Below are 15,812 nucleotides of genomic sequence, written 5' to 3'. Positions count from 1 at the left end.
ATCTCCCGGCGACAGCGGCGTAGCCTCACGACGGAACACGACGGAACACGACGGAACAGCCCCGCCCCGGACCCATACAGCGCAGGAGAAGCCCATGGCCCGCCCCCTCCCCACCGCCCCCATCGCCGCCGCCGGTCTCGTCGGTGGGTACGCCACCGCCCGGTTCACCAGGAAGCGGCCGCTGGGCGGCGTCGTGCTCGCCGCCGCCGGGGCCGCCGCCGCGACGCAGTGGAAGCGGACCGCGGGCGGGCCGGTCGCGGGGGCGCTGACCGGGGCGTACGTCGCCGCGTTCGCCGGATCGCACCCGCTGGCCAAGAAGGTCGGGGCCTGGCCGGCCGTGTTCGGGGTCGCCGGGGTCGTCGCCGCCGCGTCGTACGTGCTCGTGGACCGCCGGGCCGCCTGAACCGCACCCCGCGCAGAACGGTAGGCCCGTCACCGGTGACGGCTCACCCGCCCACCGGCGCATGCGCGACCACGTTCACCACCTTCCCCTGCGGGTCCCGTACGAAGAAGCGGCGGACGCCCCACGACTCGTTCCGCAGCTCGCGGACGATCTCGGCGCCCGCCGCGACCATCGCCGCGTACGCCGCGTCGACGTCGCCGACCTCCACGCTCATGTCGGGCACGACGAGCGCGGGGCCGCCCTGCTCGACGAAGTTGATCTGGGCCGTCGGCTGGGCGGGGGACGCCATCGTCATGACCCAGCCGAGGTCCATGACCTCCTCGAAGCCGAGCGCGCCGTAGAAGGCACGGTTCGCCGCGAGGGACTCCTCGCCGTCCACGGCCACGTTCGGCACGGCCCTGCGCGCTTCGTTCATCGGCGCTTTGTCCACCGGCGCCTCGTTCATCTCAGTCATGCGGTTCATCGTCCCCGGAACGTCGCCCGGTACGCCCCCGGCGACACACCCAGCGCCGTCCGGACATGGTGGCCCCCCACGTCACACCGCCGACAGCGGGCGTGCCACGTCCTCCAGGGAGCGGTTCTCCGCCCGCACGGCGAAGGCCACCGCCACCAGGCCCGCCAGGCACATCAGCGCCGCGCCGATCTGGAAGGCGAGGACCGTGTCGCCGACCTTTCCGCTCTCGGTGAGGTCGGCGAAGATCAGCGGGCCGCTGATGCCGCCGGCCGCGGTGCCGATCGCGTAGAAGAAGGCGATCGCCATGGCCCGGGTCTCCATGGGGAAGATCTCCGAGACCGTCAGATAGGCGCTGGAGGCACCCGCCGAGGCGAAGAAGAGGACCACCGACCAGCAGGCGGTGAGCGTCGTCGCGGTGAGCGAGCCGCGGTCGAACAGCCAGGCCGTGCCGAACAGCAGCACCCCTGAGAGCAGGTACGTCGACGAGATCATGATGCGGCGGCCGACCGTGTCGAAGAGCTTGCCGAGCAGCAGCGGGCCCATGAAGTTACCGGCGGCGATGACCGCGAAGTAGTAGCCGGTGGAGCCGGTCGGCACGTCGAAGAACGTGGTGAGGATGACGCCGAAACCGAAGGTCACCGCGTTGTAGAGGAACGCCTGTCCGATGAAGAGGGCGAGGCCGAGCGTTGCGCGGCGCGGGTACTTGGTGAAGACGGTACGGGCGATCTCGCCGAAGCCGATGCTCTTGCGCTGACGGATGGTGATCTCGCCCTCCGCGGGCGGGAGTTCCTTCCCACCGCGCTCCGCGCGCACCTTCTCCTCGACCTCCGAGACGAGGGATTCGGCCTCCTCTCCCCTGCCGTGGATGAACAGCCAGCGTGGGGACTCGGGCACGTTGCGCCGTACGAGGAGGATCACCAGGCCGAGGACGACGCCGAGGCCGAAGGTGAGACGCCAGCCGACGTTCGCGGGGAACAGGTCCGTGTCGAGCGCGACGATCGAGAGGAGGGAGCCGCCGATCGCGCCGAGCCAGAAGCTGCCGTTGATGATCAGGTCGACGCGGCCCCGGAAGCGGGAGGGGATGAGTTCGTCGATCGCGGAGTTGATGGCCGCGTACTCGCCGCCGATGCCGAAGCCCGTGAGGAACCGGAAGAGGAAGAACCACCAGGTGGAGAAGGAGATGGCGGTGAGGGCCGTCGCCGCGAGGTAGACCGCGAGGGTGAGGAGGAAGAGTTTCTTGCGGCCGAAGCGGTCGGTCAGCCAGCCGAAGAAGAGGGCGCCGGTGCAGGCGCCCGCCACGTAAAGGGCGGCGGCGACGCCGGTGACCTGCGCGGACGAGATCGGCAGGCCGCTGCCGGACTCGGAGAGGCGGCCCGCGATGTTGCCGACGACGGTGACTTCGAGGCCGTCCAGGATCCAGACGGTGCCGAGGCCGATGACGATCGTCCAGTGCCAGCGGGACCAGGGCAGGCGGTCGAGGCGGGCCGGTACCGCCGTGCTGACGGTGCCGGTGTCTGTCGTCGGCGGGCCGGGCTTTTGGTGCTCCAGGGACATGTACGCCCTCCTCGTTGAGGGGATTGACCTCGTACGTGTGCCCCGTCAGGCGCCCGGCATCACGGTCACCGTTACGGGGCTCCGCCCCGGACCCCGCTCCTCAAACGCCGGAGGGGCTGGTTCTGGTGGGCTTGAGCTTGGTTACGCTCCGAACGCCCGCGAGACCGTGTAGATCAGCAGCCCCGCCAGCGATCCCACCACCGTGCCGTTGATCCGGATGAACTGCAGGTCGCGGCCGATGTGGGCCTCGATCTTGCGGGAGGTGTGCTCGGCGTCCCAGCCTGCGACGGTGTCCGTGATCAGGGAGGTGATCTCGGCGCGGTACGTCGTCACGACGTAGACGGCGGCGCCCTCCACCCAGCCGTCGACCTTCGCCTGCACCTTCGGGTCGGTCGCCATGCGCTGTCCGAGGGAGAGCAGCGACGCCCGTACGCGCAGCCGCAGTTCGCTGCGCTCGTCCTCGGCGGCGGCCACGATCATCGAGCGGACCGCGGACCAGGTCGAGGCGATCAGGTCCTGCACCTCGGAGCGGCCGATGACCTCGGACTTCAGGCGCTCGACGCGGGCCCGGGTGTCGGTGTCGGACTGGAGGTCGCCCGCGAAGTCCTTCAGGAAGCGGTCGACGGCGCCGCGCGCCGGGTGCTCGGGCATGTCCCGCATCTCGGTGACGAAGCGGAGGAGTTCCTTGTAGACGCGCTCGCCCACGCGCTTGTCGACGAAGCGGGGGGTCCAGCCGGGGGCGCCGCCCTGGACCGCGTCCGTGATGGAGTCGGAGTGCAGGACCAGCCAGTCGTGGGCGCGGGCGCAGACGAGGTCGACGACGCGCTTGTGGCCGCCGTCGGCGACGACCTTCTCCAGCATCTTGCCGAGGCGGGGCGCGATCTCGGCGTTGTCGGCGCGGCGCGTGATGGCCTCGCCGACGACCGCCTGGACGTCGGAGTCGCGCAGGACGGTGAGGGCGCCGCGCAGCGCCGTCGCCAGTTCCTCCGTCACCCGGTCGGCGTGGGCGGGTTCGGCCAGCCAGGTGCCGAGCCGGGAGCCGATGCCGACGGCGCGCAGGCGGTCGCGGACGACATCGCCGGAGAGGAAGTTCTCCCCGACGAACTCGCCGAGCGACACGCCGAGCTGGTCCTTCTTCTTCGGGATGATCGCGGTGTGCGGGATGGGGATGCCGAGGGGGTGGCGGAAGAGGGCCGTGACCGCGAACCAGTCGGCGAGGGCGCCGACCATGCCGGCCTCGGCGGCGGCCGCGACGTACCCGGTCCAGGCGCCCGCGCCCGAGTGCCCGGCCCAGGTCGTCAGTACGTAGACGAGCGCGACCAGGACGAGGAGCCCGGTCGCCGTCAGCTTCATGCGACGCACACCGCGCTGCTTCTCCTCATCAGCAGCGCTGAACTCACCGGTGAAGCGGCGGGGGGATCGGGGGGCGGCTTTACCGGGGGCGGGCTGGCCGGGGGCCGGTTGGCCGGTCGCCGCTTGGCCGGGGGCGGGTCGGCCAGGCGCCGCTTGGCCGGTCATCGCTTGGTCGGGAGCGGGCTGGCCAGGCGCCGGTCGGTCAGGCGCCGCTTGGCCGGTCGCCGATCGGCCGGGGGCGGGTCGGCCGGTCGCCGATCGGCCGGGGGCGGGTCGGCCGGTCGCCGGTCGGCCGGGGGCCGGGCGGTCCGGGGCCGGTTGGGGCGGGGTTGGTCGGGCATACTGCCCGGTGACCTTTTCTGCCGATTCACCCGGCTGGACCGATTCATCCGGGCTGCCGGGTTCACCCGTTTTCCCCACAGCGGCTCCGTCCCTCTCGCCCTCGCCCGTCCCGCTCATCGTCGACTCCACATCCTCTGTCGTTCCCCTCACACATTGTCCCTTTCCGACCTACTCCCGGAACAAAGGAAGAGTTCCCGGCGTCTGAGAAAACGGAGGGGGGCAGTGTCGGCCTCAGCCCGCCCCATGACGCATCATGGGTTCATCACACCGGAGCCCAGCGGCTCCCCCTGCTCGAGGAGACACACACCGCATGACCAGGCGTCACGGTTATGCCTTGTTGGCCGCGCTCGTAGCGGTCGTCATCGTGATCTCGTCCGCCATATACGTCGGTTTCTCCGGCGCCCTGCGCGACGACCACGGCTCCGTACAGGCGGGTGGCGCCCGCCCGCACGGCTCCGCCGCACCCGCCTCCACCGGCGCGTGGGTCGGCACCTGGTCCACGTCCCCCGCGGGCGCGGAGCCGGGCACCGAGGAGGCCGGGTACTTCGGGCGCTCCCTGCGCAACATCGTGCACACCAGCGTCGGCGGCACCGGCGCCCGCATCACCCTCTCCAACCTGTACGGGCAGCAGCCCCTCAGCATCACGCACGCCTCCCTCGCCATCGCTTCCGCGCCGGGCAGCCCGACGGCGCTGGCCGGGACGGTGCGCCGGCTGACGTTCGCCGGGAGCGCCTCGGTCGTCATCCCGGCCGGCCAGCAGGTCATCAGCGACACCGCGCGCCTGCGGGTGCCGCGCGACGCCGACATGCTCGTCACCACGTACTCCCCGACGCCGTCCGGGCCCGTCACCTACCACCCGCAGGCCCGGCAGATCTCGTACGTCGCCCAGGGCGACCGCACCGAGGACCCGAGCGGCGCGCAGTACACCGTGCAAAGCCCCTACTGGCGCTACGTCACCGCGCTCGACGTGCTCAGCAACGACGCCGAGGGCACCGTCGTCGTCCTCGGCGACTCGCTCACCGACGGCATCACCTCCACGATGGGCGCCAACCTGCGGTGGCCGGACGTCCTCGCCGACCGGCTGCGCACCGAGCCGGGTGCCCCGCGCTACGGCGTCGTGAACCAGGGCATCAGCGGCAACCGCATCCTGGCCGACGGGCTCGGCCGCCCCGCCGCCAACCCGAGCGGGCTGTCCCGCTTCGGCCGTGACGCGCTCGGCCGCGCCGGGGTCCGGGCCGTCGTCATCGACCTCGGCATCAACGACATCCTGCGCGCCCCGCAGGTCACCGACCCCGACGAGATCGTGACCGGGCTGCGCGAACTCGTCCGCCAGGCGCACGCGCGCGGGCTGCGCGTCATCGGCGCGACCCTCATGCCGTTCCAGGGCCACCGCGGCTACAAGCCGCACCTCGAAGCCGTCCGCCAGGGTGTGAACGCGACGATCCGCGCGGGCAAGGTCTTCGACAGCTACGTCGACTTCGACAAGGCGCTCCGCGACCCGTACAACCCGCGCAAGCTCCTCCCCCACTACGACTCGGGCGACCATCTGCACCCCAGCGACGCCGGGTACGCCCGGATGGCGGAGACGGTGGACCTGTCGACGCTGAAGGGGTCCACGGGCGCCGAGCTCTAGACCCTGTCGACGGGCGGCGCGGGGCACGGCGCCGCCCGGCCGGAGGGGGCACCGCCGGTCAACGGCCGCGCGCGTGAGGACGACCGACGCCCCGCCGCGCCGCAACCGCGGCTCAAAGCGCGCGACACGCCAGGGCCCGGCCCTCGCCCAACGGGTTCAGTCCCGGCCCCGATGACGGTCCCGGCGCTCGTCCATCCGGTCCAGGCGGTCCTCGACACGCCGACGGTGGCGTTCCATGCGGTCGGCGTGCAGGCCGTGATGGCGGTCGAGGTGGTCGTCGCGGCGGGCCTCCAGCTCCTCGCGGCGCTCCGCCTTGCGCTCCAGCTTCTCCCGGCGGCGCTCCTCCTTGCGGCGCTGCTGCTCCGCGCGCGTGAGCTTGCGGGCCACGCCGACGCCGCCCCAGAACGCGAACCCGGTCAGCACGACACGCGGGGCGCCGGGCTCCCCGGGCACCCCCTCCTGGCTGTGGTCGAAGCCGCCCATGACGCCGATGCCGCGGATGACGACCTCGACGCCGGGCGGCACGATCACGTTGATCCCGCCCATGATCGCGACGCAGTTGACGACGATCTCGCCGGCCTCGAAGTCGGCCTCGCGCAGGTCGATCTCGCCACCGCCCCAGAAGGCGACACCGGTGAAGCGGCGCGGCGCCGTCCACCGCCCCTTGCGCTGGAACCCGGACATGACGCCGACACCCCAGGTGGAGGTCGCCTCGCCGCCGATCCGCGCGGGCCAGTTCACGGCGCCCTCGGGCAGCGGCTCCTTGACCAGGTTCACGGGGACGGCCACACCCGCGCCGGGCAGGTCGTGGGTGATCGGCTCCAGCTCGCGGTACGTACGCGCCTTGTACGTCGCCTCCAGCCGCTCCCCGAACTCCTCCATGTCGAGACGGCCCTCGGCGAGCGCGTCCCGCAACCGCTCGGCGACCTGCTCACGGTCGGCGTCGGAGGCCCGCAGGTCGGGCACGGCGGGCGTCTCTGGACGCTCGGGCAGCGATTCGTCCGTCATACGTCTCAGCCTACGGGCGCGGGCCCGCGGCGGAAGCGTCCCTGGCATACATACGTGCGATCACGGCCTCGATGTCGGGCTCCCGCACGGAGAGATCGAGGAGCGGGCAGCGCTCCGCGACCGCCGCGACGAGCGGCGCCGCCGACCGGTCCGCCGGGAACGCCAGCCACTGCCGGGCCCCTTCCACCTTCACGACCCGGGCGAACTCGACGTCGAGCGGCGGCAGTTCGCGCTCCAGGTCGACGATGAGGGTCCGCTCGACCGCGCCGCCACCGCCCGCCTGGTGCAGCCCCTCCAGCTCGCCGTCGTACATGAGGCGGCCGTGGTCGATGACCATGACGCGGCGGCACAACTGCTCGATGTCGGTGAGGTCGTGGGTGGTCAGGAGCACCGTGGTGCCCTTCTCCGCGTTCAAGTCCCGCAGGAAGCCCCGCACTTTGACCTTGGAGACGACGTCGAGGCCGATGGTCGGCTCGTCCAGGTACAGCACCTCGGGGTCGTGCAGGAGCGCCGCCGCGATGTCCCCGCGCATCCGCTGCCCGAGCGACAGCTGACGTACGGGGACCTCCAACAGGTCGGCCAGTTCGAGGAGTTCGACGCAGCGGGCCAGGTTCTCCTCGTACCGCGAGTCCGGGATCCGGTACATGCGGCGCATCAGCCGGTAGGAGTCGATCAGCGGCAGGTCCCACCACAGCGTCGTGCGCTGCCCGAACACGACTCCTATGCGGTGCGCCAGGCGGGAGCGTTCACGCGAGGGGTCGATACCGGCCACCCGGAGCCGTCCCGCGCTCGGCGTCAGGATGCCGGTCAGCATCTTGATCGTCGTCGACTTCCCGGCCCCGTTCGGGCCGATGTAGCCGACCATCTCGCCGCGCGGCACCGTGAAGCTCAGCGAGTCGACGGCCCGTACGGTACGCCGCTCGCGCCGCATGAAGCCCGTTCTGCGGCGTACGTCGAAGACCTTCTCCACGCCGTCCACCTCGATGAACGCCTCGTCACCGGCCACCATGATCCTTTCAACGAGCTCACCGAGCTCGACGAGCTCGACGAGCGGAGATCAGCTTCCCGTGCTGCGGTACGCGCGCAGCGCCCCCCGCCACGCGAGACCGGCCGCGCCCAGGCACACCGCGGCGACGAGCGGCGGCGCGAACGCGAGCCACTGCGGCAGGTCGAGCGGGTAGGGGCGGCCGAGGATGTAGAGCGCGGGCAGCCAGTTCACGAAGGCCAGCGGCAGGATGAAGGTGACGCCGCGCAGCAGGTTGTCGCCGAAGACGGTCGGCGGATAGGCGAGCATGGCGTTGCCGCCGAACGTCGCCGCGTTCTGCACCTCGGCCGCGTCCTGCGCCACGATCTGGAAGGACGCGCCCGCCATGAACACGGCGGAGAAGATCCCGGCGCCACTGATCACGAGGACGGGTACGAGGAGCGCCTTCAGCGGCGTCCAGGCGACGTCCAGGGCGACCAGCGCCCCCACCATGACGACGAGGCTCTGGGTGATCCGGCCGAGGCGGCGCAGCGCGAACCGGTCGGCGCCGACCTGCGCGAGCACGGGCGCGGGCCGGACCAGGAACGCGTCGAGGGTGCCGTCCCTGACGCGGTCGCCGAGCCGGCCGAGGGAACCGGCGAGCAGGTCCGCGAGCCCGAAGGCCGCGCCCGCGGTCCCGTACAGGAAGGCGATCTCGGGCAGGGTGTAGCCGCCGAGCCGGTCCACCTGCGAGAACATCAGCAGGATGCCGACGAACTCCAGGCCGGTCAGCGCGAAGTTGCCGAAGGCCGTCATGAGGAAGGAGGCGCGGTAGGCCATGGTGGAGCGGATCCACATGGCGCTGATGAGGCGGAAGGCGCGTACGCCGCTCCGCACCTGACCGATCCGCGTGTGAGCCACCTCGGTACCGGCCACCCCGGTAGCAGCCACCCCGGTACCAGCCGCCCCGGTACCAGCCGCCCCGGTACCAGCCGCCCCGGTACCGGCCGTCCTGGTGTCAGCCACCCTGCACCACCACCCGGCGTGTCGCCGTCGCCTGCAGCAGGCGGCCCACGGAGAGCAGCGCGGCGGCCCAGGCCGCCTGGAACAGCCAGCTGCCGAGCACCCCGCGCCCGCCGTCCGTGCCCATCAGGACGTCCGCGGGCACCTGGAGCAGCGCCGACCAGGGCAGGAGCCGGGCGATGTCGCCGAGGGCGCCGGGGAAGACGTTGAGCGGGAGCAGCATGCCGCAGAAGAACGTGGCGGTGAAGCCGTACATCTGGGCGACGCCACCCACGTCCATCAGCCAGAACGCGGACATCGCGACGAGGTAGCGCAGCGCGAAGCTGACGAGCATCCCGAGAAGGACGGCGACGAGGAAGGCGAGCCACGTCAGAAGGTCGGTCGGCAGGGCGAGCCGGAAGACGAGCGCGCCGATCGCCATGGGGACGACGCCACGCCCGAGCAACTGGAAGACGGCCCGCCCGAGGTCCTGCGCCAGCCACCAGCACTGCAGGTCGGCGGGGCGGTAGAGGTCGACGGCGATGTCACCGGTGCGGATGCGCTGTGCCAGCTCGGCCTCGAACCCTGAGGGCACGCCGAGCATCATCACGGAGAACATGGCCTGGCCGACCCAGACGAAGGTGAGCGCCTGCGCCTGGTCGTAGCCGCCGAGGTGCGGGCGCTCGTCCCACAGCGCGATGTAGGTGCAGGCGATGATCAGGCCGAAGACGGTGTTGGTGAAGACCCCGGCGAAGGTCGCCCCGCGATAGGTGGCGTACCGCCGGAAGGCCCCCGCTGCGACGGCGGCGTACAGCCGTACTGCGTACACCTCGCCCCCTCGGATTCGGCCGAAGCGCAGGAGCTTAGTCCAGTGCGGGCTCCGCCTGCCACGCATTTTCGATGGGATGTAGGAGGCTTATGTGTCATACGAGGCGAACGTGACGTACGACGCGAATCAGGAGTTCCCCAGGGCATGAGCAGCGACGCGTCCCCGCCGGAGGGCACGACGAACGAGGAGAACGAGGCGCCCGAGGCGAACGGGGAGAACGAGGCGAGCGGGGGGCCCGGGGCGACCGGAGAGGCCCGGGCGACCGCGCACACCGGAGAGGCCGGAGAGGCCGCGCACACCAGGGCGACCGCGCATACAGGGGAGACCGGAGGCGCCGCGAAGGCCAAGGGCAAGGGCAAGCGGCCCAGGCGTACGGGCTGGCGCCGCCTCGTCCCGTCGTGGCGGACACTGCTCGGCACACTGCTCGCGGCCCTTCTGCTGTGCGTCGGCCTGTTCGCGCTCGGCTACCACCTCGTGCACATCCCGCCCGCCAACACGGCCGCGACCGCCCAGTCGAACGTGTACCTGTACGCCGACGGCACCCAGATCGCCCGCGACGGCGAGGTCAACCGGGAGAACGTACAGCTCGCCCAGATCCCGAAGCGGACCCAGCACGCGGCGCTCGCCGCCGAGGACCGCGACTTCTACACCGAGTCCGCCGTCGACCCGCAGGCGATGCTGCGCGCGGCCTGGAACACGGTCACCGGCAAGGGCAAGCAGTCCGGCTCGACGATCACGCAGCAGTACGTGAAGAACTACTACCTGGCGCAGGAGCAGACGGTCACGCGGAAGGTGAAGGAGTTCTTCATCTCCATCAAGCTCGACCGGGAGCAGTCCAAGGACGACATCCTGGAGGGCTACCTCAACACGAGCTACTTCGGCCGCAACGCGTACGGCATCCAGGCCGCGGCCCAGGCGTACTACGGCGTCGACGTGGAGAAGCTGACGACCGCTCAGAGCGCCTACCTGGCGGCCCTCCTGAACGCGCCCAGCTCGTACGACGTGGTCACGCACCCGGAGAACAGGGCGCGCGCGGAGGCCCGCTGGAACTACGTCCTGGACGGCATGGTCAAGGAGCGATGGCTGTCCACGACCGAGCGGGCCGCGCTGGAGTTCCCGGTGCCGGACGAGGAGAAGGGGGCCGCGGGCCTGTCCGGGCAGCGCGGTTACGTCGTCCAGGCCGTGAAGGACGCGATCACCAGCCAGGACATCCTCGACGAGGACACGCTCGCGCTCGGCGGCTACCGCATCACGACGACCCTGCAGCGGAAGAAGCAGGACGCGTTCGTGGCCGCCGTCGACGACGAGCTGATGGCGAAGATCGACAAGAAGGGCCGCAAGGCCGACCGCAACGTGCGCGCGGGCGGCGCCGCCATCGACCCCGCCACCGGCAAGGTCCTCGCGATGTACGGCGGCATCGACTACACGAAGCAGTACGTGAACAACGCGACACGCCGCGACTACCAGGTCGGATCCAGCTTCAAGCCGTTCGTGTTCGCGTCCGCCGCGCAGAATGGCGCGACCACGCAGGACGGCCGCGCCATCACCCCGGACACCGAGTACGACGGCACGAACAAGCGGCCCGTGCAGGGCTGGAAGGGCGGCCCGTACGCGCCCGAGAACGAGGACGGCCGCAGCTACGGCGACATCACCGTCGGCACCGCCACCGACAAGTCCGTGAACGCGGTGTACGCGCAGATGGCCGTCGACGTCGGCCCGGCCGCGGTCAAGCGGACGGCCATCTCGCTCGGCCTGCCGCAGAACACGCCCGACCTCAACCCGTACCCCTCGATCGCGCTCGGCACGGCCACCGCCAGCGTCCTCGACATGACCAAGGCGTACGCCACGCTCGCCAACCACGGCAGGCACAGCGCGTACACGCTGCTCGGCTCCATCAGCAAGAACGGCACCGCCGTCGAGCTGCCGGAGCAGAGCCCCCGGCAGGCCGTCGACCGGGCGGCCGCCGACGCCACCACCTCGGTCCTGCGCTCCGTCGTCGAGGGCGGCACCGGTACCGCCGCCCGCGCCGCCGGGCGGCCCGCCGCCGGAAAGACAGGCACCGCGGAGGAGGACCAGGCGGCCTGGTTCGCGGGGTACACCCCGGACCTGGCGACCGTCGTCTCGGTCATGGGCCAGGACCCGGACTCCGGCGCGCACACCTCGCTCTACGGGGTCGGGGGCGAGCCGCGCGTCAACGGTGGCGGCTTCCCGGCGCGGATCTGGGCCCAGTTCACGAAGAAGGCCCTGGCGGGCAGCGCGCCGGCCGACTTCGACCTGGAGGGCGTGGACGACGATCCGGACCGCTCCACCGCACCGTCCTCGACGGCGCCCTCCGCCACCGGCTCCGCGCCCGCCTCGTCCCCCGGCGCGACCGACACCGGCACCAGCGGTCCGACCCGTACGGACAGCGGGGACGAAGGCCAGGACCAAGGCGCGTCACAAGGGGAGACCGGCAGCCCCACGCAGGGCCGAACGGATGGCACCACAGACGGCGCAGGCCCCGACGGCGGCACGGCCGACGGGGGCGGCGCCTTCGAGGGCGCACCGGACATGGAGGGCGCCGACCTCGGCGGCGTCACCGGCGCGGGCGCCGCCGACAGTGGCGCCGCCGCCGGACCGCTCAGTGACCTGACGTCGCCTTCAAGCCGACGATGGCCACAATGAGCAGCGCGATGAAGAAGACGCGGGCGGCCGTGGCCGGTTCGCCGAGGACCAGCATCCCGACGATGGCCGCGCCCGCGGCGCCGATGCCGACCCATACCCCGTACGCGGTACCGATGGGCAGGGTCTTGGCGGCGTAGGACAGCAGCATCATGCTGGCGACGATCCCGGCGCCGGTGAACAGGCTCGGCCACAGGCGGGTGAAGCCGTCCGTGTATTTCATGCCGATCGACCAGGCGACCTCGAGAAGTCCGGCGATCACGATCAGGATCCAGGCCATGACTGGCACCTCCGTCAGTGGTTCTCAACAGGGGTGCGTCGTCTTTGCGTAGCCCGGTACGGCGCGTCTCGTCGGGTGTGACCCACGATAGCAAAGTGCACGCAGGAACGGACAAACCGCCCATACGGGCGGCCGTCAGGGGCTGACCCGGGGAGCTGTGTCTACAGGGCCGACGCTACAGATACAGCGCTACAGATACAGGCCCGTGGAGTCCTCCGAGCCCTCGAAGCGGTCGGCGGCCACCGCGTGCAGGTCCCGCTCGCGCATCAGCACGTACGCGGTCCCGCGCACCTCGACCTCCGCCCGGTCCTCCGGGTCGTACAGGACCCGGTCACCGGCCTCCACCGTCCGCACGTTCTGCCCGACCGCGACCACCTCGGCCCAGGCGAGACGCTTGCCGACCGCCGCCGTCGCGGGGATCAGGATGCCGCCGCCGCTGCGCCGCTCGCCCTCCGAGGTGTCCTGGCGGACGAGCACGCGGTCGTGCAGCATGCGGATGGGCAGCTTGTCGTCGTGATGGGTGCTGGGCAAATCCTTCTTGGCGCTCACGGCGACGAACCTACCTGCCTCACGGCCCCGCGTACGCCTCCGGGTCGATCCCGGCCGGTCCTCGGCCGTCCTGCTGGATCCCCGCTCAGCCCTTGCGGCGCTTCGAGGCCACCGTGACGAGCCCTGCGACCCCGACCACCACGAGCGCGGCGGGCACGATCCGGCCGAGCCGCGGCGCGCCGTCCTCGGCCACGAACTGGCTCTTCAGGTCGGAAACGAGCCGGTTGGCACCGACGTACGCCCGTCCGAGGGTGTGATCGACGTTCGACACCAGCTTGGCCTTCGCGTCGCCGACGATCGTCTTCGGGTGCACCCGCACCCCGATCTCGTCGAGCGTCTCGGCCAAGGTCTCGCGGCGGCGCTTGATGTCCGCCTCGATCTGCGCCGACGTCCGCGTGTCCGGCGTATCCGACGTCCTTGACGTGTCCGACACCGCGCTGCCTCCGTGGTCGCTGCGTATCCGCTTGCTGTCCTGTGTTACGGCTGGGGGACAGTCTGTCAGCTAAGCGCCGACACCACCCCACGGCACCCCTATTACCCTCGTGCGAAACCACCCTGGAACCACCCGGGGCCGTCAGGAACCCGCCTCGGCCACCGGAGTACCCATCCGTGAGGAGACCACGAGCGACATGAGCGAGCGACTGCAGCCCGGCGACACCGCGCCCGCCTTCACCCTGCCCGACGCCGACGGCAACGAGGTCTCCCTCGCCGATCACAAGGGCCGCAAGACCATCGTCTACTTCTACCCGGCCGCGCTCACCCCCGGCTGCACCAAGCAGGCCTGCGACTTCACCGACAACCTCGACCTCCTCGCCGGGGCGGGCTACGACGTCATCGGCGTGTCGCCCGACAAGCCGGAGAAGCTCGCCAAGTTCCGCGAGCAGGAGAACCTCAAGGTCACGCTGGTCGGCGACCCGGAGAAGAAGGTCCTCGAGGCGTACGGGGCCTTCGGCGAGAAGAAGCTGTACGGGAAGGTCGTCACCGGAGTCATCCGCTCGACGGTCGTCGTGGACGAGGACGGCAAGGTCGAGCACGCCTTCTACAACGTGAAGGCGACCGGCCACGTGGCGAAGATCATCAAGGACCTGGGCATCTGATGCCCTGCTGACGGATTCCGGGCGCCTTGCCGGGGGTACCCGGGCCGCTCCCGCGCTGTGACGAAAGTCCCCTCCACCGGGGACTTCCGTTTGCGATCGTCACCATCGAGCAAGTGATCCCTTCGGAAGTGTTTCAAGTCCAGAGAAGGGAACAACCGCCATGTCCACCGACACCGAGGAAGGGCAGACACTGCCCGACCCGGAGGCGGTCAAGCGTCACCGGGCGCTGTTCCGCGCCGTAAGACGGCGCAAGAACCCGCCCCTGCGCCGCACCGACATCACCGTCACCGACGACGCGGCGGTGAAGCGGGCGGTCAAGGCGGCCTCGCTCGGCAACGCCATGGAGTGGTTCGACTTCGGCATCTACTCCTACCTCGCGGTCACCATCGGCCACGTCTTCTTCCCTTCCGGGAACGACACGGTCCAGCTGATCTCGTCGTTCGCGACCTTCGCCGTGTCGTTCCTCGTCCGCCCGATCGGCGGCATGGTGTTCGGCCCGATGGGTGACAAGATCGGCCGCAAAAAGGTCCTGGCGATGACGATGATCCTGATGGCGATCGGTACCTTCGCCATCGGCCTGATCCCGTCCTACGCCACGATCGGCTTCTGGGCCCCGGTCCTCCTCATCCTTTTCCGCCTGGTCCAGGGCTTCTCCACGGGCGGCGAGTACGGCGGCGCGTCCACCTTCATCGCCGAGTACGCGCCCGACAAGCGGCGCGGCTACTTCGGCAGCTTCCTGGAGTTCGGCACGCTCGCCGGATACGTCGGCGCGGCCGGCCTGGTCACCATCCTGACCTCGGTCCTCGGCAGCGACGGCATGGAGTCCTGGGGCTGGCGCGTCCCGTTCCTCGTCGCGGGCCCGATCGGCCTCGTCGGCCTCTACCTGCGGCTGAAGCTGGACGAGACCCCGGCCTTCCAGAAGCTGGAGGACAACTCCGCGCACAAGGCGACGGAGGCGGCGTCCACGGTCGAGACCACCGCCAAGGGCGACCTCGCCAAGATCTTCCGCGACTACTGGCCGACGCTCATCCTCTGCATCTGCCTCGTCGGCGCGTACAACATCACCGACTACATGCTCCTCTCCTACATGCCGACCTACCTGTCGGACGAGATGGGCTACTCCGAGGCGCACGGCCTCCTCATCCTCATCGCGACGATGATCGTCCTGATGTGCATCATCAGCCAGATCGGCAAGCTCTCCGACCGCTTCGGCCGCAAGCCGCTCCTGATGACCGGCATGCTCGGCTTCCTCATCACCTCGATCCCGGCGTTCCTCCTGGTCAAGAACGGCGCCCTGTGGGCCGTCTCGATCGGCATGCTGCTGCTCGGCCTCTCCCTGGTCTGCATGCTCGGCACCATGTCGGCAGCGCTCCCCGCGCTCTTCCCGACCCAGGTCCGCTACGGCTCCCTCTCGGTCGGCTACAACCTCTCCGCCTCGATCTTCGGCGGCACGACCCCGCTGGTGATCACGGCCCTCATCTCCTGGGCCGGCACCGACATGATGCCCGCGTACTACGCGATGGCCGCGGCCCTCGTCGGCGTCATCGCGGTCGCCTGCATGAAGGAAACGGCCCAGAAGCCCCTGGCGGGCTCCCCGCCCTCGGTCGAAACCCACGAAGAAGCAGCAGAAATGGTCGAGAACCAGGCCCCGGCACCGAGGTTCTGACCCTCCTCCCAACGCCT

General features: G+C 70.9%; 15 protein-coding genes and 1 riboswitch. Of the genes, 5 read left to right on the top strand and 10 right to left on the bottom strand.

The genetic code is table 11. The annotated features are described in order from the left end of the window. The first annotated feature begins 94 nt into the window (after window positions 1-94). The gene (locus ACH4RC_RS20440) at window positions 95-403 is read left to right on the top strand and encodes a hypothetical protein (RefSeq protein WP_398202680.1); all 309 of its coding nucleotides are present in this window, start codon (window positions 95-97) and stop codon (window positions 401-403) included. Window positions 404-446: 43 nt separating this feature from the next. Here the strand turns inward: ACH4RC_RS20440 and ACH4RC_RS20435 are convergent, their stop codons facing one another. From ACH4RC_RS20435 to ACH4RC_RS20425, 3 genes are all read right to left on the bottom strand, one after another. Beyond that, on the bottom strand, window positions 447-857 hold the full coding sequence (locus ACH4RC_RS20435) for a VOC family protein (protein WP_398202677.1): 411 nt from the start codon (window positions 855-857) through the stop codon (window positions 447-449). 81 nt (window positions 858-938) lie between these two features. Continuing rightward, window positions 939-2,411 (bottom strand): MFS transporter, encoded by a 1,473-nt coding sequence (locus tag ACH4RC_RS20430; protein WP_398202675.1) that lies wholly within the window; start codon window positions 2,409-2,411, stop codon window positions 939-941. 141 nt (window positions 2,412-2,552) lie between these two features. Next, the gene (locus ACH4RC_RS20425) at window positions 2,553-3,764 is read right to left on the bottom strand and encodes a DUF445 domain-containing protein (RefSeq protein ID WP_398202950.1); all 1,212 of its coding nucleotides are present in this window, start codon (window positions 3,762-3,764) and stop codon (window positions 2,553-2,555) included. Between the two features lie 652 nt (window positions 3,765-4,416). On the opposite strand from ACH4RC_RS20425, the gene ACH4RC_RS20420 reads away from it, so the two are divergent. Then, on the top strand, window positions 4,417-5,739 hold the full coding sequence (locus ACH4RC_RS20420; protein ID WP_398202672.1) for an SGNH/GDSL hydrolase family protein: 1,323 nt from the start codon (window positions 4,417-4,419) through the stop codon (window positions 5,737-5,739). 156 nt (window positions 5,740-5,895) lie between these two features. Here the strand turns inward: ACH4RC_RS20420 and ACH4RC_RS20415 are convergent, their stop codons facing one another. From ACH4RC_RS20415 to ACH4RC_RS20400, 4 genes are all read right to left on the bottom strand, one after another. Next, window positions 5,896-6,747, bottom strand: a complete 852-nt coding sequence (locus ACH4RC_RS20415; protein ID WP_398202669.1) for a DUF1707 domain-containing protein — start codon at window positions 6,745-6,747, stop codon at window positions 5,896-5,898. 10 nt (window positions 6,748-6,757) lie between these two features. Continuing rightward, window positions 6,758-7,756, bottom strand: a complete 999-nt coding sequence (locus tag ACH4RC_RS20410) for an ATP-binding cassette domain-containing protein (RefSeq protein WP_398202667.1) — start codon at window positions 7,754-7,756, stop codon at window positions 6,758-6,760. Window positions 7,757-7,804: 48 nt separating this feature from the next. Beyond that, complete coding sequence (locus ACH4RC_RS20405) at window positions 7,805-8,569, bottom strand: ABC transporter permease (protein ID WP_398202948.1); 765 nt, start codon at window positions 8,567-8,569, stop codon at window positions 7,805-7,807. 160 nt (window positions 8,570-8,729) lie between these two features. Beyond that, window positions 8,730-9,542 (bottom strand): ABC transporter permease, encoded by an 813-nt coding sequence (locus ACH4RC_RS20400; RefSeq protein WP_398202664.1) that lies wholly within the window; start codon window positions 9,540-9,542, stop codon window positions 8,730-8,732. Window positions 9,543-9,686: 144 nt separating this feature from the next. Between ACH4RC_RS20400 and ACH4RC_RS20395 the strand changes: the two genes are divergently transcribed. After that, window positions 9,687-12,206, top strand: coding sequence for a transglycosylase domain-containing protein (locus tag ACH4RC_RS20395; RefSeq protein ID WP_398202662.1), 2,520 nt, complete (start codon window positions 9,687-9,689; stop codon window positions 12,204-12,206). Here ACH4RC_RS20395 and sugE read toward each other — a convergent pair. The 3 genes from sugE to ACH4RC_RS20380 all read right to left on the bottom strand — a co-directional run bounded on the left by sugE (window position 12,163) and on the right by ACH4RC_RS20380 (window position 13,465). Further along, a complete protein-coding gene (sugE, locus tag ACH4RC_RS20390; protein WP_398202659.1) occupies window positions 12,163-12,483 on the bottom strand; it encodes a quaternary ammonium compound efflux SMR transporter SugE in 321 nt (106 codons plus the stop codon). The two genes, ACH4RC_RS20395 and sugE, sit on opposite strands and share 44 nt — an antisense overlap. Before the next feature lie 32 nt (window positions 12,484-12,515). Beyond that, window positions 12,516-12,580: riboswitch (guanidine-III (ykkC-III) riboswitch) on the bottom strand. A gap of 92 nt (window positions 12,581-12,672) precedes the next feature. Beyond that, complete coding sequence (locus ACH4RC_RS20385; RefSeq protein WP_398202945.1) at window positions 12,673-12,975, bottom strand: GroES family chaperonin; 303 nt, start codon at window positions 12,973-12,975, stop codon at window positions 12,673-12,675. 142 nt (window positions 12,976-13,117) lie between these two features. Continuing rightward, entirely contained in the window at window positions 13,118-13,465 is a 348-nt protein-coding gene (locus ACH4RC_RS20380; RefSeq protein ID WP_398202656.1) for a DUF3618 domain-containing protein, read from the bottom strand. A 196-nt stretch (window positions 13,466-13,661) separates the two neighbouring features. Here ACH4RC_RS20380 and bcp point away from each other — a divergent pair, with 196 nt between their 5' ends. Together bcp and proP are read left to right on the top strand one after the other, a co-directional pair. Next, entirely contained in the window at window positions 13,662-14,129 is a 468-nt protein-coding gene (gene bcp / locus ACH4RC_RS20375; RefSeq protein WP_398202654.1) for a thioredoxin-dependent thiol peroxidase, read from the top strand. Between the two features lie 160 nt (window positions 14,130-14,289). Beyond that, on the top strand, window positions 14,290-15,795 hold the full coding sequence (proP, locus tag ACH4RC_RS20370) for a glycine betaine/L-proline transporter ProP (RefSeq protein WP_398202652.1): 1,506 nt from the start codon (window positions 14,290-14,292) through the stop codon (window positions 15,793-15,795). Window positions 15,796-15,812: the final 17 nt, after the last annotated feature.

Origin of the sequence: Streptomyces sp. NPDC016845, assembly GCF_044332585.1 — a bacterium.
Classification (GTDB): domain Bacteria; phylum Actinomycetota; class Actinomycetes; order Streptomycetales; family Streptomycetaceae; genus Streptomyces.
The sequence above is the reverse complement of the archived record's forward strand: the minus strand, read 5'-3'. Positions and strand labels throughout refer to the sequence as shown.

Coding starts and splice junctions, on each gene's coding strand:
- ACH4RC_RS20440 (WP_398202680.1), top strand. CDS start 95: ATGGCCCGCCCCCTCCCCACCGCCCCCATCGCCGCCGCCGGTCTCGTC.
- ACH4RC_RS20435 (WP_398202677.1), bottom strand. CDS start 857: ATGACTGAGATGAACGAGGCGCCGGTGGACAAAGCGCCGATGAACGAA.
- ACH4RC_RS20430 (WP_398202675.1), bottom strand. CDS start 2,411: ATGTCCCTGGAGCACCAAAAGCCCGGCCCGCCGACGACAGACACCGGC.
- ACH4RC_RS20425 (WP_398202950.1), bottom strand. CDS start 3,764: ATGAAGCTGACGGCGACCGGGCTCCTCGTCCTGGTCGCGCTCGTCTAC.
- ACH4RC_RS20420 (WP_398202672.1), top strand. CDS start 4,417: ATGACCAGGCGTCACGGTTATGCCTTGTTGGCCGCGCTCGTAGCGGTC.
- ACH4RC_RS20415 (WP_398202669.1), bottom strand. CDS start 6,747: ATGACGGACGAATCGCTGCCCGAGCGTCCAGAGACGCCCGCCGTGCCC.
- ACH4RC_RS20410 (WP_398202667.1), bottom strand. CDS start 7,756: ATGGTGGCCGGTGACGAGGCGTTCATCGAGGTGGACGGCGTGGAGAAG.
- ACH4RC_RS20405 (WP_398202948.1), bottom strand. CDS start 8,569: ATGTGGATCCGCTCCACCATGGCCTACCGCGCCTCCTTCCTCATGACG.
- ACH4RC_RS20395 (WP_398202662.1), top strand. CDS start 9,687: ATGAGCAGCGACGCGTCCCCGCCGGAGGGCACGACGAACGAGGAGAAC.
- sugE (WP_398202659.1), bottom strand. CDS start 12,483: ATGGCCTGGATCCTGATCGTGATCGCCGGACTTCTCGAGGTCGCCTGG.
- ACH4RC_RS20385 (WP_398202945.1), bottom strand. CDS start 12,975: ATGCTGCACGACCGCGTGCTCGTCCGCCAGGACACCTCGGAGGGCGAG.
- bcp (WP_398202654.1), top strand. CDS start 13,662: ATGAGCGAGCGACTGCAGCCCGGCGACACCGCGCCCGCCTTCACCCTG.
- proP (WP_398202652.1), top strand. CDS start 14,290: ATGTCCACCGACACCGAGGAAGGGCAGACACTGCCCGACCCGGAGGCG.